Raw genomic sequence first — 23711 nt, forward strand, 5'->3', positions numbered from 1 at the left:
GGGCCAGAGCAAACCACCAGTTTAACTGGTGGTTTTGATTTGCCGCTTTTCCGTCTGGGAAGGATTCTGGTTTCGCATAGCGAAATTATTTAAGATAGAATATGCGAGTATTTGTGAGGAAGAATTGCGTGACAGGAAGCATCTTTCCTGCTGGGAAAGGCTGATCGAACATGGTTATGAAAACACCAATCAGGAGCCAGGAAGTGGGACACATCCTGGCGGAATTATCCAAGCGGTATGATCTGGTACGCATGGTGAATCCGGAAGAATGCCACACCTTCCGCATGAACGATGAGGGGAAGATGACGTATGGGCCCGCCTGCTATTCGGTCTGGCACAGCACAAACCGCTGCCGTGACTGTACGAGCCTGCGGGCGTTGAAGACGGGAGTCGAACTTCATAAAACGGAAATCAAGGATGGCGATCTTTACGAAGTCACGTCGCGCCCCGTGGAAATCCTGCGCGATGATGAACTGATTTATCCGTGCGTCATCGAGATGATACGTATCCGGAGGGGGAAGGGCATGAAGCAGGATCATCATCATGCCGTGCTGCACGAGAAATACAAGCCGGAACGATTTGCCGAGCTCCTGCAGAAGGCCATGCAGGATTTTCCGTACGGCATGGTCTGGTTCGATAAGGAAGGCCGCTGCCTTTATGCCAACAGTGAGGCGTTCCGGCTGTTCCGCGTTGCGGATGATCTGCAAAAACTTGCCGGCATCCTGAAAAATTGGATTCAGCAGGATATGCTGGCCGGCTGTCAGGCGGCATCCTGGATTCAGTCGTATGAAACGGGGGTGGAGAACAAGGCGATTTCCATCAGCCGTTATCCGCTGCATGATCCCGATGGCGGCGTGGTCGGCAATTATTTCCTGCTGCGCGACTGCACGCAGGCACAGAAGAATATCGACCTGGAGCATTTTGGCACGCTGCATGACAGTTTGACGGGGATCTGCAACCGTTATGGCTTTTATCGGCAGGCGCGTCATTGTCTGGAATCGTATCCAGAAGAAACATATTGCCTGGCCGGCTTGAATTTCTGCGATTTCAAGCTCATCAACAATTTCTACGGACTCACGAAGGGGAATGAACTCCTGTCCCGCATTGGCACGATGCTGCGCCGGCATTATGAGGGCGATGATGAGGTGGCCTATGGACGCATCCAGGATGACCGCTTTGCGCTGCTGATTCCCATAAGGCGGTTTCGTCCCGAGGAATTCCTGCACGATGTGGAACAGATCATGCAGAGCCTCCGGCCAAGCAATCTCGTCCTGCAGGTGACGGTGGGAATCTGTCGTGTGGAGGATGCGGAGACGCCAATCTCCATCCTCTGTGACCGGGCATTCCTCGCGGCCGGTTCTCTTGAGAAACGGGAAAGCAGCGGCTTTGTCTGGTATCAGGAGGATATGCTGGCCGATAAATTGCATGATCAGGCCATCCTGGCCCGTTTTGCCGAAGCAATACAGAACCAGGAAATGAAGATTTTCCTGCAGGCGCAGGTGGATGCCAGGAGCGGACGCGTGATCGGAGCGGAGGCCCTGTCGCGCTGGCGCCGCGATGACGGCTCAATCATCCCGCCCGCGCTCTTCGTGCCGGTATTGGAGCAGCATGGCAAGATCTGGCAGCTCGATCACTGGGTCTGGGAACAGTCCTGCAGTCTGCTGCGCAAATGGCAGGGGACGCCTCTCGAGGACTGCACGCTGTCGGTGAATATTTCCGTCAAGGACATGTATTATCTGGATCTCTATGAGGTGTTCACGCAGCTGGCGCAGCAGTACGGCATCAACCCGGCCAAGCTGGAACTTGAGATCACCGAGACAGTTTTCATGGATAAGCCGCGCGAGGCCATGGCACTCATCCGACGCCTGCAGTCGTATGGCTTCCGGATTGCCATCGATGATTTTGGCAGCGGCTATTCGAGCCTGCGCCTGCTCAAGGACATCCAGGCGGATATCCTCAAAATCGATATGGAATTCTTGCAGAAGACCGCGCATCATCGGCGCAGCCGCATCATCCTGCAGGCCATCATTTCCCTGGCACAGGCGCTCTCGATGCCGACGGTCGTGGAGGGCGTGGAAACGAAGGAGCAGGTGGAATACCTGCGCGGTATCGGCTGCACGACGTTCCAGGGGTTCTATTTCTCGCAGCCGATTCCCGTGACGGATTTTGAAAAACATATGCATGAGGACTGGGCATAAGAGGGGCTGCTTCAGCCTTTTTTCACGCAGGACGTGTATATATAGAAACAGATTTTGATTTTAGGAGTGATAGTATGCGGGTTTTGCTGGCAGAAGACGATAAGAGGCTCGGCAAGCTGATCCAGTATATGCTGGAGCAGAACGATATCCAGGTGGAATGGGTGACGAATGGCAGTGACATTTATGAATACGCCATGTATACGGACTACGATATCCTGATCCTTGACTGGATGATGCCGGGCGAGACGGGCGTGGAGGCCTGCAGCCGCCTGCGCAAGGACGGTTATGAGAAGGCTATCCTGATGCTGACAGCCAGGGATTCGGTCGAGGACCGTGTGACGGGGCTCGATGCCGGTGCGGACGATTACCTTGTCAAGCCGTTTGAATTCGCCGAGCTCATGGCACGCCTGCGGGCTCTCGGGCGCCGCAGCACGCAGAAAATCCAGCAGGATGTGGTGGAAGTGGGCGAGTTCACGCTGAACCGTACGGCCAAGGTCCTCAAGAAGAAGGATCAGGTCATCCAGCTTTCTCCGCGCGAATTCCAGATTTTCGACCTTCTGGCGCAGAACATCGGCATTGTCGTGCCGCGTGACATCATCCTGGACCGCATCTGGGGCCTTGAATCCGATGTCAGCTCTAACAACATCGATTCGTATATGAAGATCCTTCGCAAGAAGCTGGATCTCGGGGATGGCGGCACGGTCATCAAGACGGTACGCGGCGTCGGCTACAAGCTGGAGGCTAAGAGCTGATGGCCAAGAACCTTTTTGGCAGCAGCCGCCGCAAGCTGACTCTTTTGTATTCTGTTGTCATGATCGTCTTTCTCGCCGTGCTGATTTTTGTCATGCACAAGACGATGGAATGGGCCATCACCTCGGAACAGGCGCGGGAGCTCATGGATACGGCCAGCAATGTTGTAGAGGCCGAGGAATACTTCAATCAGCATCCGGAGCTGGCTCTTGACGACAGCGTTGCCTACAAGAGCACGAATGATCGCCTGTTTTTCTACGTTTTCGATGATGACGGACGCCTCTTGAACTTTGCCCGTGCTTCGTTCCGCATCGAGCCGTTCATCCTCGATACCATCCGCAAGCGCAACGTGGCAGAAGGCGAGGTCGTGGTGCTCAGCAAGCCGGGCAGTGACGGCTCCTCGAAGGCACGCATCATGATGACGGCACAGCGCGTCAAGAACGATGACGGCAGTGCTTCGCAGACGGTCTATGTCGGCAAGGATGTCACGGCTATGTACAACGGCATGGAGAAGGCGACGTATGCCCTGGCCTTCCTGGGTTTCCTGGCCCTGATTGTCGCGGCCATGGTCGGCCATATCCTGTCCGGCCGGGCGATGGTCCCGCTGAAGCAGGCGTATGAAAAGCAGCGCCAGTTCGCAGCCGATGCCTCGCATGAGCTGCGAACGCCGCTGGCGGTCGTCATGGCCTCGGCAGAGCTCCTGCAGAATGATCCTTCCATTCAGTCCCCCTTCCTCAAGCAGGTCATCGAGGATGTGCGCGATGAAGTCAAGAAGATGACGAAGCTCGTCAGCGACCTCCTCGTGGTCGCGCGCAGCGACAACAAGGTGCTAAAGATGCGGCCGCAGAATTTCAACCTGTCTTCGCTGATCGAGCAGACGGCGCGCCTCATGCAACCTCTGGCTGACCAGAAGCACATTGAGGTCAAGGCCGCAGGACTGCCGAAAGTCGAGATCCAGGCCGATGAGCAGAAAATCCGTCAGCTTGTCCTGATTCTCGTCGACAATGCCGTCAAGTATACGCCTGAAGGCGGCAGGGTTTCCGTGGAGTATCGTCCGGCCGAGAAGGGGAAGGTGCGCTTTGCCGTCATCGATACGGGCATCGGCATCGCAAAGGAAGACCAGGCGAAGGTCTTTGATCGCTTCTATCGCGTCGATAAGGCACGTTCCCGCGAGATGGGCGGCAACGGCCTGGGCCTGGCTATCGCACAAGAAATCGTACACTTGCACAAGGGCCGGATTTCCATCCAGAGTGAACTCGGCAAGGGGACCACGTTCCTCGTTGAACTGCGCACTAAGATGAAACCGTAAAGATGAAAACGTGATATTGCAGAAAAATCCTGCTGGAATGACGAGTTTTGGCAGGATTTTTTTATGATTGTCTTGAATATATATAAGATTATATAAGCATGTCAGCTTCGTAGTGAGAGCAATCTGTGCTATCGTAACAATCTTGCGGGAATCATGTCGCTGTAATATTTTGTGCCACAGATGCTTCTGGCTGAAGCGGGGATGCAATCTGTCGCAAGGCAGAAGGGAGATTGGGGTGTCTATGCGGAAACAGGAAAGAGAAAAGAAAATCATGGAAATGCTCCTGGAAAAGAGCAATGGCCTCACTGGAGATGAGATTGCAAAACAACTGGGATGTTCTTCACGTACGGTGCGTTCGGATATCAAGGCAATTACGGAAAAACTGGCCCCGTTTGGCAGTCATATCATTGCTGCGCCCAATAAAGGGTATCGCCTGATCCAGATGGATCAGGAAGAAGATCTCCTGCATGCTGTCACAGAAGAAGAGCATGGCATTGGCCATGAGAGCGTCAAAGAACAGCAGAATTATATCATCAGTCGTTTCCTGATTTGCTGCCTGCAGGATAAGTCTATTACGCAGATGAATCTTGCAGATGATATGTATCTGGGAATTTCTACCATCAAGAAATATCTGGGCGAGGTGAGAGGACGCTTCCAAGAATACGCCCTGTCCATCGAGCAATATCGCACCGATGGCTTGCGGTTGGCTGGTGATGAAGGCAATATCCGTACGTTTTTTGTTGATTTCCTGCAAAATGTACGCGATACGGCAATCTTGACGATTCTCTTCGACAAGGTCAGCCAGAAAGATATGGAGAATATCCTGATGGGGATCCCGAGCCTGCGCAAGTTGCAGCTCACTGACACGGCACGCCAGAGCCTGATCGTCCAGTCGGCCCTTTCCATCTATCGCTCGGAACACGGGCATCTCCTGGAATGCCCGGCCAGTTTGGCCCAGAAGCTGGAGAATACCTTTGAATACGTTTGTGCCAAGGATGTAGCCAATGAACTCTTCCGCTATATCGGTGTGGACCTTTCCTATAGTGAGGTCTTCTACTTGACCAGGTGCCTGCTGACGAGTAAGAAACTCTTGGACATCGGCGATTCCATCAACGATGAACATATGGAGCAGCTCGTCGAGAAAGTATTGACTGCCGTAGATGACCAGTTCGGCTATGATTTCCGTTCGGATGATTATCTGAAAGATGGTTTGATTCTTCATTTGCGCATCGCCATTGCCCGTGTTAACTTCCGGGTAGCCATACGGAATGAGATGCTGGAGACGGTCAAGCAGGACTATCCGCTGGCGTTTCAGATTGCCGTATATGCGGCGCAGGTCATGCGGGATATTGAAGGCATCGTCTTCAATGAAAATGAAATTGGGTATATCGCGCTCCACTTTGGTGCGTCCATGAGCCGCCGGGGGATGGAAGAGGAAGCGAAGCCCAAGCGGGTTTATATTGTCTGTTCGGCAGGCCTGGGCGTTTCTATCATGCTGAGAGCAAAAATCCAGGAATACTTCCACTCGGATATCCATGTCCTGGGCGTACTGCCCGCGTACAAACTGACAGATGAGATGATTGAGGAAGCGGATTATATTTTCTCGACCGTACAGGTCCCATTTCCTTCGCCTAAAATCATACGCGTTAATCATATGTTGCGCAAAGAAGATATTGCCCGTATCCAGCGGGTGGTATTCCACCGCAATGCCGATGTACAGGCTAAGGAAATTCAGGAGTTTTTCCATGCTTCTTCTTTTTTTGCCAATAAGGATTTCAAGACGCGCGATGAATGCCTGGATTTCTTGACAGATCAGGCGATGCAGTCGGGGTATCTGGATCAGAAGGGCAAAGTTTCTGTCTTTGAACGTGAGAAGATGAGTTCTACGGCCATCGGCGATTTGGCAGCCATCCCGCATGCGTTCAATACGGCAAAAGCGGTTTCCAATATTTCCGTATTGCTCCTGCAATCTCCAATCGATTGGGGCGGCATGCCGGTACAGGTCGTCTTTTTATTGAGCATCGAACAGCGGAAAGCCGCGGTCTGGGAAAAGGTTTTCCTGAAGCTGTATGACTTCATCAAAGAGGGCCACGGCATTGAACGATTGCTGAAATATCGTTCTTATGACAAGTTTATAGCGGATTTTGAAGCGGTTTTATGACCGCTTTTTTATATTAGGGAAATACGGAAAAATAGCGGAAAATCCTTGTATTCCAAAGCGTTGTCTCAGTTTTCTAAATATGGAAAACAAGAAAAGATTTTTAAATTTCCGCAATAGCGGAAAGAGGTGCAACTATGCGGAACTGGATTGTTTTGTTATACTAAAGACAATTCAAGAGCAATCGAGAATAAAAAATAAAATCAAGATGAAGAAAGGGGGCAAGACATATGAGTATTTCAATCGAAGAAGATCTCGTCCTGCTGGATGTCTCAGCAAAAGACAAGTTCGACTTGCTGAGCCAGGTGGCAGATCGTCTTTTTGAAAAGGGATATGTCAAGTCAAGTTATAAAGATGCAGTAATCGCTCGTGAAAAGATTTTCGCGACGGGCCTGCCGACCGTTCTGGGGGGGGTGGCAATCCCACACACGGATGTCGAGCATGTTGTCAGCCCTGCCATCTGCATGGCTCGCCTGACTTCGCCAGTTGATTTCGTCATCATGGGCGATGATAAAGAAACGGTTTCCGTTGATTTCGTCTTCATGCTGGCCATGAAGGAAGCACATGCTCAGATTGAGCTGCTGCAGAATCTGATGGGGATTTTGCAGGATGAAGAAGCCCTGCGCTTTGTAAAAACAGAAAAGTCGGCAGCTAAGATTGCCGCTTTCGTAAAAAAGCGTCTGGATGGCACGGCAGAATGATGATTCATCCCAGATGATTCCGTAAGCTATCATTTAAATCTATCATAATCATATTTCGTTTATCAAAGGAGTGTTTATCATGTCGAAGAAACAGGTACTCGTAGCGTGTGGCACTGGCATTGCAACCTCCACAGTTGTGTGCAAGAGAGTGGAGAAGCTCTTAAAGGATAATGGCATCGATGCGGACGTCATTCAGTGCAAAGTGGCAGAAGTCGGGGGATATGAGGATACGGCAGATCTCCTGGTAACGACGACGATTCCGCCGCGTGAGTACAAGATGCCGGTTGTAAAAGCTGTCAACTATCTTACCGGTATGATGACGGAAAAGACCGATAAACAGATTCTGGATGTCTTGAAGAAATAAGTTGCGTTTCATTAATTCTATTATTTATTTATAGATTGGAGGACTATCATGGTATTAGAAGTCGTACAATTTATTTTGGGCCTCGGACCAACGGTCATGCTGCCAATCGTCATCACGATTATCGGCATGTGCTTCGGTCAGGGATTCAAAAAGGCATTCCGCTCTGGTGTCACCATTGGTGTTGGCTTCGTCGGTATCAACCTCGTTATCGGCCTTCTGACGACGAACCTCGGTGATGCAACGCATCAAATGGTTACGCGTTATGGCCTTGAGCTTTCCATCATCGACGTCGGCTGGCCGGCAGCCGCTGCAATGACTTGGGCATCTCCGGTGGCAGCCTTCATGATTCCAATCTGCATGTTCGTCAACATCGCAATGCTGGTAACGAAGCTCACGAACGTTGTCGATATCGATATTTGGAATTATTGGCACTTTGCAGCAGCATCTGCTACGGTTTTCGTTCTGACTCAGGGCAACTGGATTTTGGCAATTATTGCAGGTATTTTGTATGAGATGGCCGTCTTGAAGATTGCAGACTGGACGTCTCCGATGGTTCGCGATTATTTCGGCATGGAAGGCCTTTCCTTCCCGACAGGTTCTACTTGCGCACAGGGCTTGATTGGTATTCCTATTGTTAAAGTTATTTCTAAGATTCCGGTTATCAAAGATCTCAAGGCTGATCCAGAGGCCATTCAGAAACGCTTCGGTATCTTCGGTGAGCCGCTTATGATGGGCTTGTTCCTCGGTGTTCTCCTCGGCATCCTCGCTGGTTATCCTCTGGCAAAAGTTCTTCAGCTTGGTGTTATCATGGCAGGCGTCATGTTCCTGATGCCGCGCATGGTTAAGATCCTCATGGAAGGTCTGATTCCGGTTTCCGAGTCCGTCAAGGAGTTCCTCCAGAAGAGAGATCTTGGCAAGGGCAGAGAGCTTACCATCGGTCTTGATGCTGCTGTCGCAGTTGGTCATCCGGCCGTTATCGCTACGGCACTCGTGCTGGTACCGTGCACGCTGTTCCTCTCCGTTGTCATTCCTGGCAACCACGTTCTGCCGTTCGGCGATTTGGCTACGATTTGCTTCTATGTCGCCTTTATCGTCGGTGCTGCAAAAGGCAATATCGTTCATTCCGTACTCGCTGGCATGATCGTAATGGGCCTTGCACTCCTCATGGCTACGAACATCGCAGAATTCCATACGGGCATGGCCATTCAGGCAAACTTCCAGATGCCTGCTAACACGACTGAGATTTCCAGCTTGGATCTCGGCGGTAACTTCCTCAACTGGATTGTTATCAAGATCTTCCAGTTCTTCTAATGTAAATTCTCTATATGTGGGCGTCAGCTTAGCTGGCGCCTTGCATATTGAAGGGATAAAAGTAGAGGTTTTATCTTGAAAATAAGGAGGCAATGATTTTATGAAAGCTGGCGTTTTCTACAAAGAAGGAGACATTCGCTTCGATGATTTCGCTGATCCTGTATGCGGCGATGATGATGTCATTATTAAAGTCAAGGCTTGTGGTATCTGTGGTTCCGATCCTCCGCGTATCCTGAATCTTTGGAAGTATCCGCGTCCGCAGGTTCCTGGCCATGAGTTTGCCGGCACGATTGCGGAAGTTGGCAAGAATGTAAAGAACTTTAAGCTCGATGATACGGTCGCAGCTCAGCCGTTGATTCCCTGCCGCAAATGCGAGAATTGCGAAGAAGGCCATTTCTCCATGTGCAACGACATGCAGATGCTTGGTGCGGACCTGCCGGGCGGTTTTGCCCAGTATGTGCGTGTTCCGGCTACGAACATCCAGCATGTTGAATGCGAGAATTTGGAAGAGGCTGCTCTCCTTGAGCCTTGCGCCGTTGCGCTGTATGGTGTTCTCGGCATTCGCCCGGAGATTGGTGATACGGTAGCCATCCTGGGATGCGGCACGATTGGACAGCTCGTCCTTCAGTGGTTCCGTCTTGCCGGTGTTCATCGCATCATCGCGGTGGATATCTCGAAGAAAAAGCTCGAAGAAGCCAAAGCTCTCGGTGCGGATATCTGCATCAATGGCATGGAACAAGATACGGTGGAAGCTGTCCTGGAGGCAACGCATGGCAAGGGCGTAGACATCGCCATGGAAACGGCTGGTTCGAAGATCACGCAGGAACAGTGCCTGCTGGTCACGAAGAAGCGCGGCCGCATCGGTTATCTCGGCATTGCCCGCTCGGATATCCTGCTGAAGGAGAAATCCTTTGAGAGCATCTTCCGTCATGAACTGACGCTGCGCGGCTTCTGGAATTCGTACGGCAGCCCGTTCCCGGGACCGGCCTGGATGAAGAGTATCCGTGCCCTGGAAGATGGCAAGATTAAGTTCAAGCCTTTGATTTCGCATCGTTTCCCGCTGGAAAAGGTAAGCGATGCCTTCAAGATGATCAAAGATCGTAAGGAAGAATATAACAAGATTTTGTTTGTTATGGACTAAGGAGGTTTACTCATGAAAGCACTTGTAAAAATGGAGCCGGGCGCAGGCCATTGGGAAGTTATTGATAAACCGGAGCCAGTTCCAGGTGAAGGCCAGGTCAAGATTAAAGTTGAATACATCGGTATCTGCGGCAGTGATCTGCATACGTATGAAGGACATTACAATGTTAATGCAAAGGGCCTGACGATTGGTCATGAGTTTGCAGGCGTTGTTGCTGAAGTTGGTCCTGGCGTCACGAATGTCAAGGTCGGGGATCGTGTAACGAGTGAAACGACCTTTACGGTTTGCGGTAAATGCCGTTACTGCAAGGAAGGCCTTTATAACCTTTGCCCGACGCGCAAAGGCCTGGGTACGCAGCAGGATGGTGCCATGGCGCAGTACGTACTGGCACGTGCCAAGAGCTGCCATATTCTGCCGGAGAATGTGACGACGCGTCAGGCCAGCATCACGGAAGCTGCCTGCTGCGCACATCACGGTGTAGCAAAAGCCAAGATTAACCCGGGCGACATCGTCCTGGTACTTGGCCCTGGACCAATCGGCCTTCTGACGGCACAGTGTGTTATGGCCAAAGGCGGCCGTGTCGTCATGACGGGACTTACGCAGGATGCCGGACGTCTTCAGATTGCCAAAGAGAAATTTGGCGTAGAATATATCGTTGATGTTCAGAAGGATGATGTCAAAGCACTGGTCAATAAACTGACGGATGGCTATGGTGCCGATGTTTGCTACGACTGCACGGGTGCTGTTCCGTCCATGCAGCTCGGCATGGATCTCCTGCGCAAACAGGGTCAGTACGTTCAGATTGGCCTCTTTGCAAGAGATGTCGTGGAAGTCGATTTCTCGAAGATCATTCAGAAAGAGCTGGTCGTTTCCGGCAGCCGCAGCCAGAATACGCATGACTGGGAGCCGACGCTCAAGCTCATGAGTGAGGGCAAGATTAATGCAGACAAGATGATCACGCATGAGGTCGGCATCGATGAGTGGGATAAAGCATATCACCTGCTCAAGAGCGGTCAGGCAACGAAGATTGTCATGCATCCGATCGGTTGAGGAGGCTGTATCATGAAACCTGTCATTGTTATGGCATCGGATCATGCCGGCTTCCACATGAAAGAGTTTGTGAAAAAGCAGCTTGAAGATGCCGGTTATACGGTAGAAGATTACGGTACGCATAGTGAAGAATCCGTTGATACAGCTCCATACGCTTTTCGCGTCGGTGAAGAGGTCGCAGCGCATCCGGATGAAAAGAAGGGCATCCTGATTTGTGGAACAGGCCTTGGCATGTCGATTGCTGCCAATAAGGTAAAGGGCGTTCGTGCTCCGCTGGTCCATGATCTTTTCTCAGCCAAGATGACGGTCGAACACAATCATGCCAACGTTCTTTGTATGGGAGCCCGTGTCATTGCACCGAATATGGCTTGGGAAATCACGAAAGTCTGGCTGGCAGCGAAACCGTTATGCGGCGGTAAGTATGAACGCCGTGTCCAGCAGATCACAGATTACGACAATAAGCGAGGCTGAAGTATGGGCAGAAAAGCAGGATTTTCTGTTGATACTCCCAATCTTTCGGCGTCGGTATCGTGCATGGATCTCGGTCACATTGCTGATGAGATTGAGTATGTGGAAGCAGCTCCTGTACGGTTCTGGCATTATGACATCGTGGATGGGAAGTTCAACCGTTGCCTGATCCTTGGCGATCAGCTCTATGGATATCTGGCTGCCCATTCGGACCTGCCCATCGAACTACACATTGCAGCGTATGATCCCTTGCGGTACGTTGAACTGTTTTCGCGGTTCCGCCTGGATTATGTGGCTGTCCATGCGGAGGCAATGGATGAACCGAATCACGTTTTTGAAAAAATCCGCGAGTTCGGTGCAGAACCGGTGCTGGCCTATCGCGCCGAGACACCTCCGGGTGCTGATTTTGAAGCGTTGGCTTCGCAGTGTGCATGGATCTTGAAACTCACCGTGAATCCGGGATTTTCCGGTCAGACGATGCAGGAGTCGGCTTTGAAGCACATCCGTATGATGCGGAAGCGCTTAAAGGCGGCGCATTTGACTCAGCCAATCCAAGCCGATGGCAGTGTAAATCTGAAGATGATTCGCAAAATGCACGAAGCAGGAGCAAATTTGTTCACAGGAGGGACTAGCGGCCTCTTCCGCCAAGGAAAGACGGTTCGTGAAAATGCAGAAGCTCTCTTGTGTGCTGCAGAATGAAAATGAAGGAGAAGATAGCATGGCAAATGAAGAAGCGATAAAGCGCGCTCGTCACCTGCGTGCCAATATCGTCCGCATGCTTACAAAAGCGGGCTCAGGGCATCCGGGTGGATCCCTTTCGATTATCGACATCTTGAATGTCCTTTATTTCGAAGAAATGAACATTGATCCGAAGAATCCGAAAATGGAGGATCGCGATCGCTTTGTTCTCTCCAAAGGACATGCTGCACCGGCACTTTATGCCGTACTGGCAGAAAAAGGTTATTTCCCGGAAGAAGAACTCTGGAAGCTCAGAAAGACGGGCGCAATCCTCCAGGGGCATCCGGACATGAAGAAGATTCCGGGCGTGGATATGTCAACGGGTTCGCTGGGGCAGGGCCTTTCGGCTGCTAACGGCATGGCTATTGCGGCCAAGCTGAATAATAAATCTTACCGTGTTTATGCTGCTGCCGGTGACGGTGAGATCCAGGAAGGACAGATTTGGGAAGCGGCTATGAGTGCAGCTCATTACAAGCTTGACAATCTGATCCTGTTTGTGGATTGGAATGGACTCCAGATCGACGGACCGAATGACGAAGTTATGACGGTGGCTCCGATTGATGCAAAATTCCGTGCTTTCGGCTGGAATGTCATCTCCATCAACGGTCATGATTACGATGCTATCCGTGGCGCCATCGCTGCCGCAAAGAGCGTGAAAGGCAAACCGACGGCAATCGTTGCGGCGACGGTCAAAGGTAAGGGTGTATCCTTTATGGAGAATCAGGTTGGCTGGCATGGCAAGGCTCCGAATGAAGAGCAGTGCCAGGAGGCTCTCAAGGAACTGGAAGGAGGCGAGGCGTAATGGCAACAGCAACACGCGCAGCTTACGGCAAGTTGCTTGAAACGGAATTGTATCAGAACAAAGATATCGTCGTTTTGGATGCGGATCTTGGCAATGCAACGAAATCGATTGCCTTCAAGAAGGTTGCGCCGGAACGTTATTTGGATATGGGTATTTCGGAAGCAGATATGATGGGAACGGCAGCAGGTCTGGCGACTTGCGGCAAGATTCCTATCGCCAGCACGTTCGCAATCTTTGCAGCTGGCCGTGCTTTCGAGCAGATCCGCAACTCCATCTGCTACCCGCGTCTCAACGTCAAGATTGCTGCAACGCATGCAGGTCTTACAGTAGGTGAAGATGGCGGCAGCCATCAGGCAATCGAAGATATCTCCCTGATGCGCAGTCTGCCGAATATGACGGTCATCAATCCGGCGGATGCCAAGGAAGCGGAAGAAGCTATCAAGGCAGCCATCCAGTATTATGGTCCGGTTTATATCCGTCTGGGACGTGCCGCTGTTCCGGATATCCATGATGAGCATTATCAGTTCAATTGGGGCAAGGGCGAAGTCCTCTCCGAAGGTGATGATGTTGCTCTCGTGGCAACGGGCATCATGGTTGCTAAAGCGATGGAAGCTGCTAAAGAATTGGCAAAAGATGGCATTCATGCCCGCGTAATCAATATCCACACGATCAAACCTCTGGATGAGGAGCTGATTATTGAGACGGCCAAGAAGACGGGCCACATCGTGACGTGCGAAGAACACAGCGTCATTGGCGGTCTGGGTTCTGCCGTGGCAGAAGTGCTGGCAAGGAATTGCCCGACGCATCAGGATTTCATTGGCGTTCAGGATGCTTTTGGTCAGTCCGGCAAGCCGGCTGAGCTCCTGGAGAAGTATGGTTTGACGGTGGAAGCAATCGTTAAAGCGGCGAAAAAATAAGTGAAGCGGTGCCTCTTGTTTTCGTTTGATTGCGAAAGCAAGAGGCATTCTTTTCCTTAGCAATCAGGATGGGGGGATACACGAACATGAAGTTAGTGATTGATGATGCGGATATTCCAAAAATTAAACATATCTGGGAATATTATCCTTGTGCTGGTGTTACGACCAATCCTAGTATTTTGGCAAAAGCCGGCAGACCGCCATTTGAAGTGTTGCGGGAGATCCGCTCAATCATTGGTCAGAAAGCGGAACTCCATGCACAGGTCATTGCCAGCGATGCAGACGGAATGTTGCGTGATGCGGAGCGCATTCGCAAGGAACTTGGCGAACATACTTTTGTCAAGGTGCCGGCTGTACCGGAAGGCTTCAAAGCCATGAAGGCGATTCACAAGGCGGGAATTCAGATTACAGCGACAGCTATTTATACGCCGATGCAGGCATATCTGGCCGGTATGGCAGGTGCTTCCTATGCAGCCCCATATATCAATCGCATTGACAATATGGGATACGATGGTATTCACGTTGCTTGCGAGATTCAAGATATCTTTATAAAAAATGAAATACCATGCCAGATCCTGGCTGCAAGTTTCAAGAACAGCCAGCAGGTTCTGGCTCTTTGCAAAGAAGGTATTGGTGCTGCCACGGTTGCTTGTGATGTCATTGAGAGTTTTGTCAAGAACGCGGCAATTGATGCAGCGGTAAAGGCATTCCAAGATGATTTTGCGGGTCTGGTCGGATCTGCAAAAACGATGGCTTCATGCTGAACATGCCGATAGGAAATAAAGAAAGGGGAATTTGATATGATTAAAGTCGCGCCGTCTATTTTGTCGGCTGATTTTGCTGCATTAGGAGCAGAGGTCCAGAGAGCCGATCAGGCAGGAGCCGATTATATTCATATTGATGTCATGGATGGGACATTCGTGCCCAATATTACATTGGGATCTCCTGTAGTAAAAGCGCTTCGTAAAGTGACGAAAAAGCCTTTTGATGTTCATTTGATGGTTGAACATCCGGAGACTCAGATTGATGCCTTTGCTGATGCTGGCGCGGATCTCATTTCGTTTCATGTTGAAGCGGCAAAACACAGCCATCGCATTGTACAGCAGATTAAGTCATATGGCATCAAAGCTGCTGCCGTATTGAATCCTGGTACGAGTCTGGCTAGTATCGAGGAAATCCTGGGGGACCTGGATATGGTGCTTCTCATGACGGTTAACCCAGGCTTTGGCGGTCAAAAATTCATTGAGAGTCAGCTGGAGAAGATACATCGCCTTCGTCACACGATTGATGAGATGCAATATGATTGCGATATTGAGGTTGATGGCGGGATTAATATAGTAACAGCAGAACAGGTACGAGAGGCTGGAGCTAATGTGTTGGTCGCAGGATCTGCTATTTATGGTGCAACAGATATGAAAAAAGCGATTGATGGCATTCGTGGATGATATAAATATCGGTATTATTTATTTAAAATGAAAAAATGATAATAAGTAATATTTGATACAGAATGAATCGAAAAAAATCCTGTTGAATTTTCCAGATTCAGCAGGATTTTTCTATTGTTGTGACGAAAATGTAATTGTTAAATAGCGAAAGTTTCCAGGCAAGGATTTCAGTACAGTACAGATAGAGCAGGCGCATTGCAGAAGAAACAGACCAGACAAGTGAGCAAGGTGGATGGTTAGTATCGTATAATACTCGGCTAGGTACGGCTGCCAGGAGGTCGGTCATGAAAAAGGTTGGTTTTGATGAACGGTTGGATGACATCATGGTCTGTGCCGCAATCCGCTTGCAGAAGCGGATGACGATGGCGTCTTCTTTCCGGAGTCTCGTGAGCTATCTGACGCGCGTCGGACTCTGGGAGGATATGGGCGTGCAGAGGATCCAGGGGATGAGCCGCACGGAGCTGGAGGATCGTGCGGTCATGGCTCTGGCGAGACGCTTGCGCCGGGCGCGCAAGTCCGGCACGTTGCGTGCGGCACTGCAGCAGCTCAACATGCAGGAGCTGCTGCAGCCGCGCGCAAAGGAACGCGCGCGCCAGCAGAGGACGCCGGCTGCGCTGCGTCTTATCGTGGGGGAAGCTCCGTATCACGGGGGCCTGTCCGTCCGGAAAGCGAGGTGTCCCCAAAGAGCCTTGCGCCTCGTCCGCTGAGCAGGAAGCGGTGCGAAAACAGCAGGAAACAAAATAAATGCCGTGCTGGCGATGAAACCGGCACGGCATTTTTTCGTGACAGATTTTTGGTGGGAAGAGTCTTTACTTGCAGATTGCCTGCACGGCAGCCATGAGCTTCTGCAAATCTTCGGCCGAGGGAACGTTGGCCTGGCGCTGCTTTTCGAGTACGATCTCGCAGCCGGCAGCCTTGAGCTCTTCTTCGACGAGACCGATGCTCTGTCCGCCCCAGCCGTAGGAACCGAAGGCAAAGGCCTTGCGTCCCTTCGGTGCGAGGCCCTTCAGGTAACAGAGGAAGCTGGCGATCGTCGGCATCATCTGATTGTTGATCGTCGGCGAGCCGACGGCAAGGTATTTGCTCGTGAGGATTTCCGTCAGGATATCGGAGAGCGCGTTTTCCTTGACATCGTAGAATATGGCCGGGATGCCCTTCTGCTGGAAGGCTTCGGTGATGGCACGTGCCATCATCTCCGTGGAATGCCACATGGTGTCGAAGACGACGACGGCGCGGTCCTCGAGCTTACCGGTAGACCACTCCTGATAAAGATGAAGGATTTCCTTGACGTGGCTGCGCCAGATGAGGCCATGACCCGTCGCGATCATGCTGATATCGAGATCATGCAGGGCCTTGAGGGCTGCCTGTGCCTGACGGCCGTAGAGCATGAGGATATTCGCATAATACTTCTTGGCTTCAAAGAAGAGAGTCGGCAGGTCGTTGTCGTCGTCGTAACGGCAGCCCGAGGCAAGGTGCTGGCCGAAGGCATCATTCGAGAACAGGATGGTTTCTTCCGGACAGTAGGTGACCATGCTGTCCGGCCAGTGCAGCATCGGCGTCGGGATGAACTGCAGCGTGCGCTGGCCGATGGAGAGCGTGTCGCCGGCCTTGACGCCGATGTAGGGCAGTTCGCCGTAATGGGCCTTGAGGCCCTTGAGACCGTTCGGCAGGCTCGTGATGATCTTGGCATTCGGGCAGTGCTGCATCATGAAGGGGATGGCACCGGAATGATCGGGCTCGACGTGGCTCGAGACGATGTAATCGATCTTGGCCGGATCGATGACGGACGCGATGCGCTCGAGGAGCTCTTCCTTGAACGGTTCTTTGACGGTATCGATGAGGGTGATCTTTTCATCGAGGATCAGATAAGCGTTATAGCTGGAGCCACGGCTGGTCTCGTACCCGTGGAAGCTGCGCATGGACCAATCAATCGCGCCAACCCAATAGATGTCTTTGCGGATTTCAACTGCTTGCATAATGTACCCTCTTTCCTTTATCTTCTTCTATCGAATCAATAAACGGCAGATATTCGTTACGCATCTTATTTTATATCGACTGCTTTGCTCTTGTAAACATGCAAATTATGAAAATAACGGCCAGATAACGAAAACGTTTCGAAAAATTTATTTGTCAGCAGACATTAAATGCGGTAGGCTAAAGGCAGTAGTAAGAAGGACAGGAGAGACAGGAAAGGCAGGATCGTACGATATGCGGCATAAGATCACACAACTCAATCGCAGGAAGGCAATCCTTTCCGGGTTGGCGTGTCTGCTGGTGCTGGTACTGGCACTTTACGGATTTCTCGGGCAGAGCAGGAATCAGAAGGTGAAAATCGCTCATGGAAAACCGCTCGTCAAGGTCGTGACCGTGAACCGAGCGGATATGATGCGCCATATCAATTTATCGGGGCAGACCGTGGCAGATGCCAATATACCACTGGCGCCCAAGTACACGGGGCGTGTCACGGAGGTTCGCGCCAGACTCGGTGACGAAGTCCGGGCAGGCGATGTATTGATGGTCCAGGATACCGGTGACCTCGACATCTCAATTGCCGAGAACGATGCGGCGGCCGGAGCGGCGCAGGCCGATGCACGCGAAGCCGTGGCATCCTATGATGCCAATTACCTCAAGGCACGCAATGACCTGGAGCTCGAGACGAGCAAATACGAACGCAATCAGTATCTCTTCTCCATCGGGGCCATCTCGCAGGATACACTCGACAGCGTCAAGCAGGAATACCTCGCCTCGCAGGCAGCCTTCAATGTGCTGGCAGACCAGGTGCAGAACGGAGATGCAGCGAGCGTCCAGTCCAAGCAGTACACGGCGGAGAAGGCGGAGCGCGCTACGGATGCCCTGCGCCGTCAGCGTGAGGACATGTATCTGCGAGCCCCGCGCGATGGTGTCATCGGCTACCGCAATGTGGAAGCCGGCGCCATTGTCTCGGCGGGCACGAAGGTGTTTTCCCTGGTCGACAACAGCCATATCAATGTAGACTGCACGCTGTCGGAGAGCGATGCGGCCATCCTCAAGACCGGTATGGTCGTGCAGGTGACGATCGATGCACTTGGCACGGACTACCCGGGGCGCATCGTTTACGTCAGCCCGGCCATGGACGATACGAGCAAGACGTATCAGGTGCGCATCGAGCTTGAGGCGGCTGCCGATGATATGAAGGCCGGTCTTTTCGCGCATACAGACATCGACATCCTGCAGCGTCCGCAGACCCTTTTCGTGCCGAAGGAAGCCGTGCTTTCGCGCAACGGGCAGCAGATCCTGTACGTCCTGAAACCGGACAGGAAAGTTGAGGAGCGCGCGGTGCGCATCGGTCTCATGAATGATGAAGCAGAGGAAATCATCGAAGGACTCGAGGATGGCGAGGTTGTCGTCGTGACGAATCAGGACAAGCTCAAGGACGGCACGGCCGTCGATGCGATGCCGTATGACGGCACGGACGATACGGCGGGGGATGCATCATGAACATCACGCGCCTTTCCATCAAACGCCCTGTTGGCATCTCGATGATTGTCGCCTTTTTCGTCGTGCTGGGACTTTACAGCTACTACCGCCTGGGCGTGGAACTCCTGCCGGCGCTCAATACGCCGTATGTCACCATTTCGGTCAAGTATCCGGGCGCCAGTGCAGAGTCCGTTGAGCAGGAAGTCGTCAAGCCCGTGGAAGATGCCGTATCATCCGTCTCGGGCGTCAAGAAAATCACGTCAACGGCCAGCTACGAACAGGCGCGCGTCAGCCTGGAGCTTGAGTTTGATACAAATGCCGATACGGCGGCCATCGATGCCAGCAAGAAGGTCGAGGCCATCAAGAACAAGCTGCCCGATGAGGCGGATTCGCCTGTCGTCGTCAAGCGTGACCTCAATGCGAAGCCTGTCGTGGAGCTGGCCGTTCTTTCCAACAAGAGTTTGGCGGAGACGTATACGGAAACGGAAAACGTCTTTTCGGAAATCATCCAGCAGGCAGGCGGCGTTTCGGAAGTACAGCTGCACGGCGGACGCGACCGCGAGGTGGCCATCGAGGTCAACCGCGACAAGATGGCTGCCTACAAGCTGACGCTGACGCAGATCGCTTCTGCCATCCGCAACGAGAATCAGCTGCTGCCGTCGGGCTCGGTCTACACCGAGACGACGAAATCCGATGTGCGCGTCATCGCTCAGTTCAAGAAGGCATCGGATATCGAGAAGGTACAGGTCACGAATACGGCGGGAGAGAAGATCCCGCTGACGTCGGTGGCAACCGTCAAGGAACAGGATGCCCGTGCTGACCGTTACGGCAGGCTCAACGGCGAGGATGCCATCAATGTGCTGATCTACAAGAACAGCGATGCCAATGTCGTGGAAACGGCCAACAACATACTCAAGAGCGTGGAGAAACTCCGCCAGTCGTATCCGGATTACCAGTTTGTCATCGTCTCGAACGATGCGGATTACGTCAATGCCTCGCTGCACAGCACGATGGGCACGCTTATCGAGGGCCTCATCACGACGGGGCTCGTGCTGTTCTTCTTCCTGCGCGGCTGGCGCTCGACGGCTGCCGTCATGATTGCCATCCCGACGTCGCTGATCTCGACGTTCTTCGTCATGTACCTGTTCGGCTTCACGTTCAACATGATGTCGCTCATGGGCATGACGCTCTGTGTCGGCATTCTCGTCGACGACTCCATTGTCGTGCTCGAGAATATCGTGCGGCATCTGCAGCTCGGCGAACCGCCGGATGAGGCTGCCGAGAACGGCCGTACCGAGATCGGCATGGCAGCCATCGCCATCACGCTGTGTGATGCGGCGGTCTTCATGCCAATCGCGTTCATGCAGGGCATGACCGGGCAGTATTTCCGCCAGTTCGGCCTGACCATTGTCTTCGCGGGACTCTTTTCGCTGTTCGTCTCCTTTACGTTGACGCCGATGCTGGCCTCGCGCTTCTTCCGCGGCGGCTATCATCCGCCGGCATCGCGTGCCTTTGCATTCATGGACCGCATCGAGGATTGGGCCGTTTCCCGCTATGACCATATCCTGCAATGGAGCCTGGCTCATGAGAAGAAACTGCTGCTTTCCATCCTATCCATCTTTGTGGCCGTCATTTCTCTCGTGCCGCTTGGCTTTGTGGGCATGGAATACATGCCGCAGACGGATGAATCGAGCTTCACTGTCAGCATCCAGGCGCCGACGGGCTCTTCGCCGGCTGAAACGAACCGCGTGGCGGAAAAGATTGAAGCCAAGCTGGCCACGATTCCTGAGATCAAGTACTACATGACGCAGGCGGGCGGCTCTACGGCTTATGAAGGGCGCATCAAGGTGCAGCTCGTCGACCGCAGGGAACGCGATCGCACGGTCTGGCAGGTGGCCAATGAGGTGCGCCAGCTGGCGGGAGAGATCAAGGAAGCCGATGTGCGCGTCGCGGAAACGCAGACGAATGTCGCCGGCACGACGAGCGGCGGCGGGGCCAAGGGCGGCAGCGGCGCCCTGCAGATCGAGTTGCGCAGCAATGACAATGCGGCGCTTGACGCCGCGACCGAGAAGGCCATGAGCATCCTCAAGACGCAGGTGTCCGGCGTCACCGATGTCAATTCGTCGTACACGGAGGGCATGCCGGAACTCCAGCTCACGGTCAACCGCGAGAAACTAAAGGCATACGGCACTTCGCTGGCCGATGTCGATACGGCCTTTGCCTCGGCCATCTCGGGGCTCTCGGCCGGCGAGCTCAAGAATGATGTGACGAATGGCGGGCAGGACACGAGCATCAAGGTGCGGTTCAGCAATGCGGACAGCTACAAGGCATCCGATGTATCGCGCGTGCCGCTCTCAGCCTCCGGCAAGCTCATCTATCTCGGCGATGTGGCCGATATCCACAATGGCCGCGGGCCTGTGAGCATCCGCCGCGTCGACAAGCAGCGCTCGGTCGCCATCGGTGCGAATCTCAGCGGCCGCCCCGTCGGCGATGTCATGAAGGATGTCCAGGCTGCCTTCCAGAAGGAGGGGCTGGGCGAAGGCGTGACGTATCAATTCAAGGGACAGGCCACGAATATGAATGAAACGTTCTCGGAACTCTTGTCGGCGCTGTTTTTGGCACTCGTGCTCATCTACATGCTGCTCGCGGTGCTCTATGAATCCGTCATCACGCCGTTCATCCGCATGTTCTCTCTGCCGCTCGGACTCATCGGCTCCATCCTGCTGCTGTTCCTCACGCACAACACGCTGAATCTCTTCTCGCTCATCGGCATACTCGTGATGGATGGCATCGTCGCCAAGAACGGCACGCTGCTCATCGATTACACGCTGACGCTGATGGACAGGGGGCGTTCGGCGCGTGAGGCCGTGATCGAAGCCGGGCGGGTGCGCCTCAAGCCAATCTTCATGACAACGATCACGATGATGGTGGGCATGACGCCGATGGCGCTCGCGATGACGCCGGGATCGGAGTCGCGCTCATCGATGGCCTGGGTCATCATCGGCGGCCTGCTGACCTCGACGGTTTTCACGCTGATTGTCATCCCCATCATCTTCCTGTTCTTTGCCGAACACACGAAGAAAAAGCGTCTTTAAAAATTTTTGGCAGAAATTTTATTTTAGGGGTTGCATTCGCCTGCGTTCCGTTATATAATAGTCTACGTTGTCGGGATGTGGCACAGTTTGGTAGCGCGCATCGTTCGGGACGATGAGGCCGCAGGTTCGAATCCTGTCATCCCGACCATTTTTAGAACGTAAGACCAGTCTGCAGAGGCTGGTCTTTTTTGTGTATAAAAAACATGCATAGGCAGCTACATGAAGCCGCTCATCGAGCACGGCCATGTCTGGTCTTTTTTGTGTATAAAAAACATGCATAGGCAGGGCAGGAAGACGGTGCATGGTGTTTTGACAGGCTGCAAAATGACATAAGGAGTGGTCAGACGTTTGCTCATTATGTTATAATGTATACCTGTAAATAAAGGTAAGGAGTTGTTTCATTTGAGAATCTTCCGTACAAAGAGCATCGCTGCGTACAAGCAGGATGCCTCGCGGTCGCACCTGCGGCGGGCCATGGGCTCGCTCGATGTCACGCTGCTCGGCATCGGCGTCATTGTCGGCACGGGCATTTTCGTGCTGACGGGTGTAGCGGCTGCCAAATATGCAGGACCGGCACTCATGCTGTCCTTCCTGATCGCCAGCATCGCCTGCGGTTTCGTCAGCATGGCGTATTCCGAGCTGGCTTCGATGGTGCCGGTGGCGGGCTCCGCCTATGCCTACGCCTATACGTCGGTCGGCGAGTTCTTTGCGTGGCTTGTCGGCTGGAACCTCGTACTTGAGTATTCCGTGGGGGCGAGTGCTGTCGCGGGCGGCTGGTCTGCTTATGTCGTCGGCCTGCTGAAGACGGCTGGCGTGGAACTGCCGGCCGCCTGGACCACGGTGCCGGCCGATGGCGGCGTGATTAACCTGCCAGCCGTTCTCATCACCTTGTTCCTGACGTTCTTGCTTGTGCGCGGCGTACGCGAGAGCGTCACGGTCAACAAGGTACTCGTCGGTGTCAAGCTGGCGGCGATTTTCCTGTTCCTGTTTCTCGCGGCGCCTTCCGTCGATCCGGTGAACTGGGAGCCCTTCATGCCGTTTGGCTTCTCGGGGGTCTCGGCTGGTGCCGCTGTCATCGTCTTCGCATATCTCGGCGTCGATTCGATTGCGACAGCGGCAGAGGAGACGAAGAACCCGGCTCACGATATGCCGACGGGCATCATCGCGTCGCTGCTCATCTGCACCGTGCTCTACATCGCGGTGACCGCTGTCATGACGGGCAATGTCCCGTATACGGAGCTCGACAATGCAGAGCCCGTGGCCTTCGTGCTGCGCCAGCTCGGCTACCGTTTCGGCTCGGCACTTGTCGGCACAGGAGCGATTGCCGGCCTCACGACGGTGCTGCTCGTCATGATGTATGCGCAGACGCGCGCCTTCTTCGCGATGAGCCGCGACGGCCTCATTCCGCAGGCGGTCTGCAAGGTCCATCCGCGCTATGCGACGCCGCATCGCATCACGATCATCGTCGGCATTGCCGTCGCCGTCATCAGCGGTTTCACGCCCATCAATGTCATCGCCGAGATGTGCAGCGTCGGCACGCTTTTCGCGTTTATCGTTTCGTCGGCCGGTGTGATGCTCATGCGCAGGAAGTATCCGGATCTGCCGCGTCCGTTCCGCTGCCCCGCCATTTATGTCGTCGGCACGCTCGCAATCGTGAGCTGTGCGTACATCATGTACAACCTTTCGTCCATGACGTGGGAACGCTTCTGGATTTGGAGCGCGCTTGGCATCGTGATTTATTTCGCCTACGGCTATCGTCACAGCCGCCAGAATCGTGCTGACTAAGAAAAATTTAAGAATCACTTTCC

The 23711-nt window shown here is 53.1% G+C and carries 20 protein-coding genes and 1 tRNA gene; 20 read left to right on the forward strand and 1 reads right to left on the reverse strand.

The features are described from left to right. Positions 1 to 170: 170 nt before the first annotated feature. The 16 genes from DWX75_RS09030 to DWX75_RS09105 all read left to right on the forward strand — a co-directional run bounded on the left by DWX75_RS09030 (position 171) and on the right by DWX75_RS09105 (position 16059). Positions 171 to 2198 (forward strand): GGDEF domain-containing phosphodiesterase, encoded by a 2028-nt coding sequence (locus DWX75_RS09030; protein WP_118016000.1) that lies wholly within the window; start codon positions 171 to 173, stop codon positions 2196 to 2198. Between the two features lie 74 nt (positions 2199 to 2272). Then, positions 2273 to 2950: a response regulator transcription factor gene (locus tag DWX75_RS09035; protein ID WP_118016001.1), complete on the forward strand. Its 678-nt coding sequence runs from the start codon at positions 2273 to 2275 to the stop codon at positions 2948 to 2950. After that, complete coding sequence (locus DWX75_RS09040; protein WP_199497578.1) at positions 2950 to 4257, forward strand: cell wall metabolism sensor histidine kinase WalK; 1308 nt, start codon at positions 2950 to 2952, stop codon at positions 4255 to 4257. Before DWX75_RS09035 ends, DWX75_RS09040 begins: the two co-directional genes overlap by 1 nt. 112 nt (positions 4258 to 4369) lie before the next feature. After that, positions 4370 to 6418: a BglG family transcription antiterminator gene (locus tag DWX75_RS09045; RefSeq protein WP_233519554.1), complete on the forward strand. Its 2049-nt coding sequence runs from the start codon at positions 4370 to 4372 to the stop codon at positions 6416 to 6418. A gap of 227 nt (positions 6419 to 6645) precedes the next feature. Further along, positions 6646 to 7116, forward strand: a complete 471-nt coding sequence (locus DWX75_RS09050) for a PTS sugar transporter subunit IIA (RefSeq protein WP_118016004.1) — start codon at positions 6646 to 6648, stop codon at positions 7114 to 7116. 79 nt (positions 7117 to 7195) lie between these two features. Continuing rightward, positions 7196 to 7480, forward strand: coding sequence for a PTS sugar transporter subunit IIB (locus tag DWX75_RS09055; RefSeq protein ID WP_118016005.1), 285 nt, complete (start codon positions 7196 to 7198; stop codon positions 7478 to 7480). Positions 7481 to 7528: 48 nt separating this feature from the next. Beyond that, positions 7529 to 8791 (forward strand): PTS galactitol transporter subunit IIC, encoded by a 1263-nt coding sequence (locus DWX75_RS09060; protein WP_118016006.1) that lies wholly within the window; start codon positions 7529 to 7531, stop codon positions 8789 to 8791. Positions 8792 to 8891: 100 nt separating this feature from the next. Next, positions 8892 to 9932 carry a galactitol-1-phosphate 5-dehydrogenase gene (locus DWX75_RS09065; RefSeq protein WP_118016007.1) on the forward strand — a complete coding sequence of 347 codons (1041 nt, stop codon included), beginning with the start codon at positions 8892 to 8894 and terminating at the stop codon, positions 9930 to 9932. 12 nt (positions 9933 to 9944) lie between these two features. Continuing rightward, positions 9945 to 10982, forward strand: coding sequence for a zinc-binding dehydrogenase (locus DWX75_RS09070; RefSeq protein WP_118016008.1), 1038 nt, complete (start codon positions 9945 to 9947; stop codon positions 10980 to 10982). 12 nt (positions 10983 to 10994) lie between these two features. Beyond that, positions 10995 to 11453, forward strand: coding sequence for a ribose 5-phosphate isomerase B (rpiB, locus tag DWX75_RS09075; RefSeq protein WP_118016009.1), 459 nt, complete (start codon positions 10995 to 10997; stop codon positions 11451 to 11453). 3 nt (positions 11454 to 11456) lie between these two features. Further along, entirely contained in the window at positions 11457 to 12149 is a 693-nt protein-coding gene (locus DWX75_RS09080; RefSeq protein WP_118016010.1) for a ribulose-phosphate 3-epimerase, read from the forward strand. A gap of 19 nt (positions 12150 to 12168) precedes the next feature. After that, a complete protein-coding gene (locus tag DWX75_RS09085) occupies positions 12169 to 12990 on the forward strand; it encodes a transketolase (protein ID WP_118016011.1) in 822 nt (273 codons plus the stop codon). Next, the gene (locus DWX75_RS09090; protein WP_118016012.1) at positions 12990 to 13907 is read left to right on the forward strand and encodes a transketolase family protein; all 918 of its coding nucleotides are present in this window, start codon (positions 12990 to 12992) and stop codon (positions 13905 to 13907) included. The genes DWX75_RS09085 and DWX75_RS09090 overlap by 1 nt, the downstream gene beginning before the upstream one ends. Before the next feature lie 86 nt (positions 13908 to 13993). Next, positions 13994 to 14671 (forward strand): transaldolase family protein, encoded by a 678-nt coding sequence (locus DWX75_RS09095; protein ID WP_118016035.1) that lies wholly within the window; start codon positions 13994 to 13996, stop codon positions 14669 to 14671. 36 nt (positions 14672 to 14707) lie between these two features. Beyond that, complete coding sequence (rpe, locus tag DWX75_RS09100; RefSeq protein WP_118016013.1) at positions 14708 to 15352, forward strand: ribulose-phosphate 3-epimerase; 645 nt, start codon at positions 14708 to 14710, stop codon at positions 15350 to 15352. 284 nt (positions 15353 to 15636) lie between these two features. Then, the gene (locus DWX75_RS09105; RefSeq protein ID WP_118016014.1) at positions 15637 to 16059 is read left to right on the forward strand and encodes a hypothetical protein; all 423 of its coding nucleotides are present in this window, start codon (positions 15637 to 15639) and stop codon (positions 16057 to 16059) included. A 102-nt stretch (positions 16060 to 16161) separates the two neighbouring features. On the opposite strand, the gene DWX75_RS09110 is transcribed toward DWX75_RS09105, so the two are convergent. Then, positions 16162 to 17328: an FprA family A-type flavoprotein gene (locus tag DWX75_RS09110; RefSeq protein ID WP_118016015.1), complete on the reverse strand. Its 1167-nt coding sequence runs from the start codon at positions 17326 to 17328 to the stop codon at positions 16162 to 16164. A 232-nt stretch (positions 17329 to 17560) separates the two neighbouring features. On the opposite strand from DWX75_RS09110, the gene DWX75_RS09115 reads away from it, so the two are divergent. The 4 genes from DWX75_RS09115 (at position 17561) to DWX75_RS09130 (ending at position 23688) form a co-directional block, all read left to right on the forward strand. After that, the gene (locus DWX75_RS09115; protein ID WP_118016016.1) at positions 17561 to 18829 is read left to right on the forward strand and encodes an efflux RND transporter periplasmic adaptor subunit; all 1269 of its coding nucleotides are present in this window, start codon (positions 17561 to 17563) and stop codon (positions 18827 to 18829) included. Next, the gene (locus DWX75_RS09120) at positions 18826 to 21903 is read left to right on the forward strand and encodes an efflux RND transporter permease subunit (protein WP_118016017.1); all 3078 of its coding nucleotides are present in this window, start codon (positions 18826 to 18828) and stop codon (positions 21901 to 21903) included. Before DWX75_RS09115 ends, DWX75_RS09120 begins: the two co-directional genes overlap by 4 nt. 71 nt (positions 21904 to 21974) lie before the next feature. Next, a tRNA-Pro gene (locus DWX75_RS09125) sits at positions 21975 to 22051 on the forward strand. A 254-nt stretch (positions 22052 to 22305) separates the two neighbouring features. Continuing rightward, positions 22306 to 23688, forward strand: coding sequence for an amino acid permease (locus DWX75_RS09130; RefSeq protein ID WP_118016018.1), 1383 nt, complete (start codon positions 22306 to 22308; stop codon positions 23686 to 23688). Positions 23689 to 23711: the final 23 nt, after the last annotated feature.

This window comes from Mitsuokella sp. AF21-1AC, from assembly GCF_003458855.1.
Taxonomy (GTDB): domain Bacteria; phylum Bacillota; class Negativicutes; order Selenomonadales; family Selenomonadaceae; genus Mitsuokella.

Excerpts from the sequence above, each read along its gene's own strand:
- DWX75_RS09115 (WP_118016016.1), top strand. The coding sequence starts at position 17,561 with ATGCGGCATAAGATCACACAACTCAATCGCAGGAAGGCAATCCTTTCC.
- DWX75_RS09065 (WP_118016007.1), top strand. The coding sequence starts at position 8,892 with ATGAAAGCTGGCGTTTTCTACAAAGAAGGAGACATTCGCTTCGATGAT.
- DWX75_RS09070 (WP_118016008.1), top strand. The coding sequence starts at position 9,945 with ATGAAAGCACTTGTAAAAATGGAGCCGGGCGCAGGCCATTGGGAAGTT.
- DWX75_RS09090 (WP_118016012.1), top strand. The coding sequence starts at position 12,990 with ATGGCAACAGCAACACGCGCAGCTTACGGCAAGTTGCTTGAAACGGAA.
- DWX75_RS09035 (WP_118016001.1), top strand. The coding sequence starts at position 2,273 with ATGCGGGTTTTGCTGGCAGAAGACGATAAGAGGCTCGGCAAGCTGATC.
- DWX75_RS09030 (WP_118016000.1), top strand. The coding sequence starts at position 171 with ATGGTTATGAAAACACCAATCAGGAGCCAGGAAGTGGGACACATCCTG.
- DWX75_RS09080 (WP_118016010.1), top strand. The coding sequence starts at position 11,457 with ATGGGCAGAAAAGCAGGATTTTCTGTTGATACTCCCAATCTTTCGGCG.
- DWX75_RS09105 (WP_118016014.1), top strand. The coding sequence starts at position 15,637 with ATGAAAAAGGTTGGTTTTGATGAACGGTTGGATGACATCATGGTCTGT.
- DWX75_RS09085 (WP_118016011.1), top strand. The coding sequence starts at position 12,169 with ATGGCAAATGAAGAAGCGATAAAGCGCGCTCGTCACCTGCGTGCCAAT.
- rpiB (WP_118016009.1), top strand. The coding sequence starts at position 10,995 with ATGAAACCTGTCATTGTTATGGCATCGGATCATGCCGGCTTCCACATG.
- rpe (WP_118016013.1), top strand. The coding sequence starts at position 14,708 with ATGATTAAAGTCGCGCCGTCTATTTTGTCGGCTGATTTTGCTGCATTA.
- DWX75_RS09110 (WP_118016015.1), bottom strand. The coding sequence starts at position 17,328 with ATGCAAGCAGTTGAAATCCGCAAAGACATCTATTGGGTTGGCGCGATT.
- DWX75_RS09060 (WP_118016006.1), top strand. The coding sequence starts at position 7,529 with ATGGTATTAGAAGTCGTACAATTTATTTTGGGCCTCGGACCAACGGTC.
- DWX75_RS09050 (WP_118016004.1), top strand. The coding sequence starts at position 6,646 with ATGAGTATTTCAATCGAAGAAGATCTCGTCCTGCTGGATGTCTCAGCA.
- DWX75_RS09095 (WP_118016035.1), top strand. The coding sequence starts at position 13,994 with ATGAAGTTAGTGATTGATGATGCGGATATTCCAAAAATTAAACATATC.
- DWX75_RS09055 (WP_118016005.1), top strand. The coding sequence starts at position 7,196 with ATGTCGAAGAAACAGGTACTCGTAGCGTGTGGCACTGGCATTGCAACC.
- DWX75_RS09040 (WP_199497578.1), top strand. The coding sequence starts at position 2,950 with ATGGCCAAGAACCTTTTTGGCAGCAGCCGCCGCAAGCTGACTCTTTTG.
- DWX75_RS09120 (WP_118016017.1), top strand. The coding sequence starts at position 18,826 with ATGAACATCACGCGCCTTTCCATCAAACGCCCTGTTGGCATCTCGATG.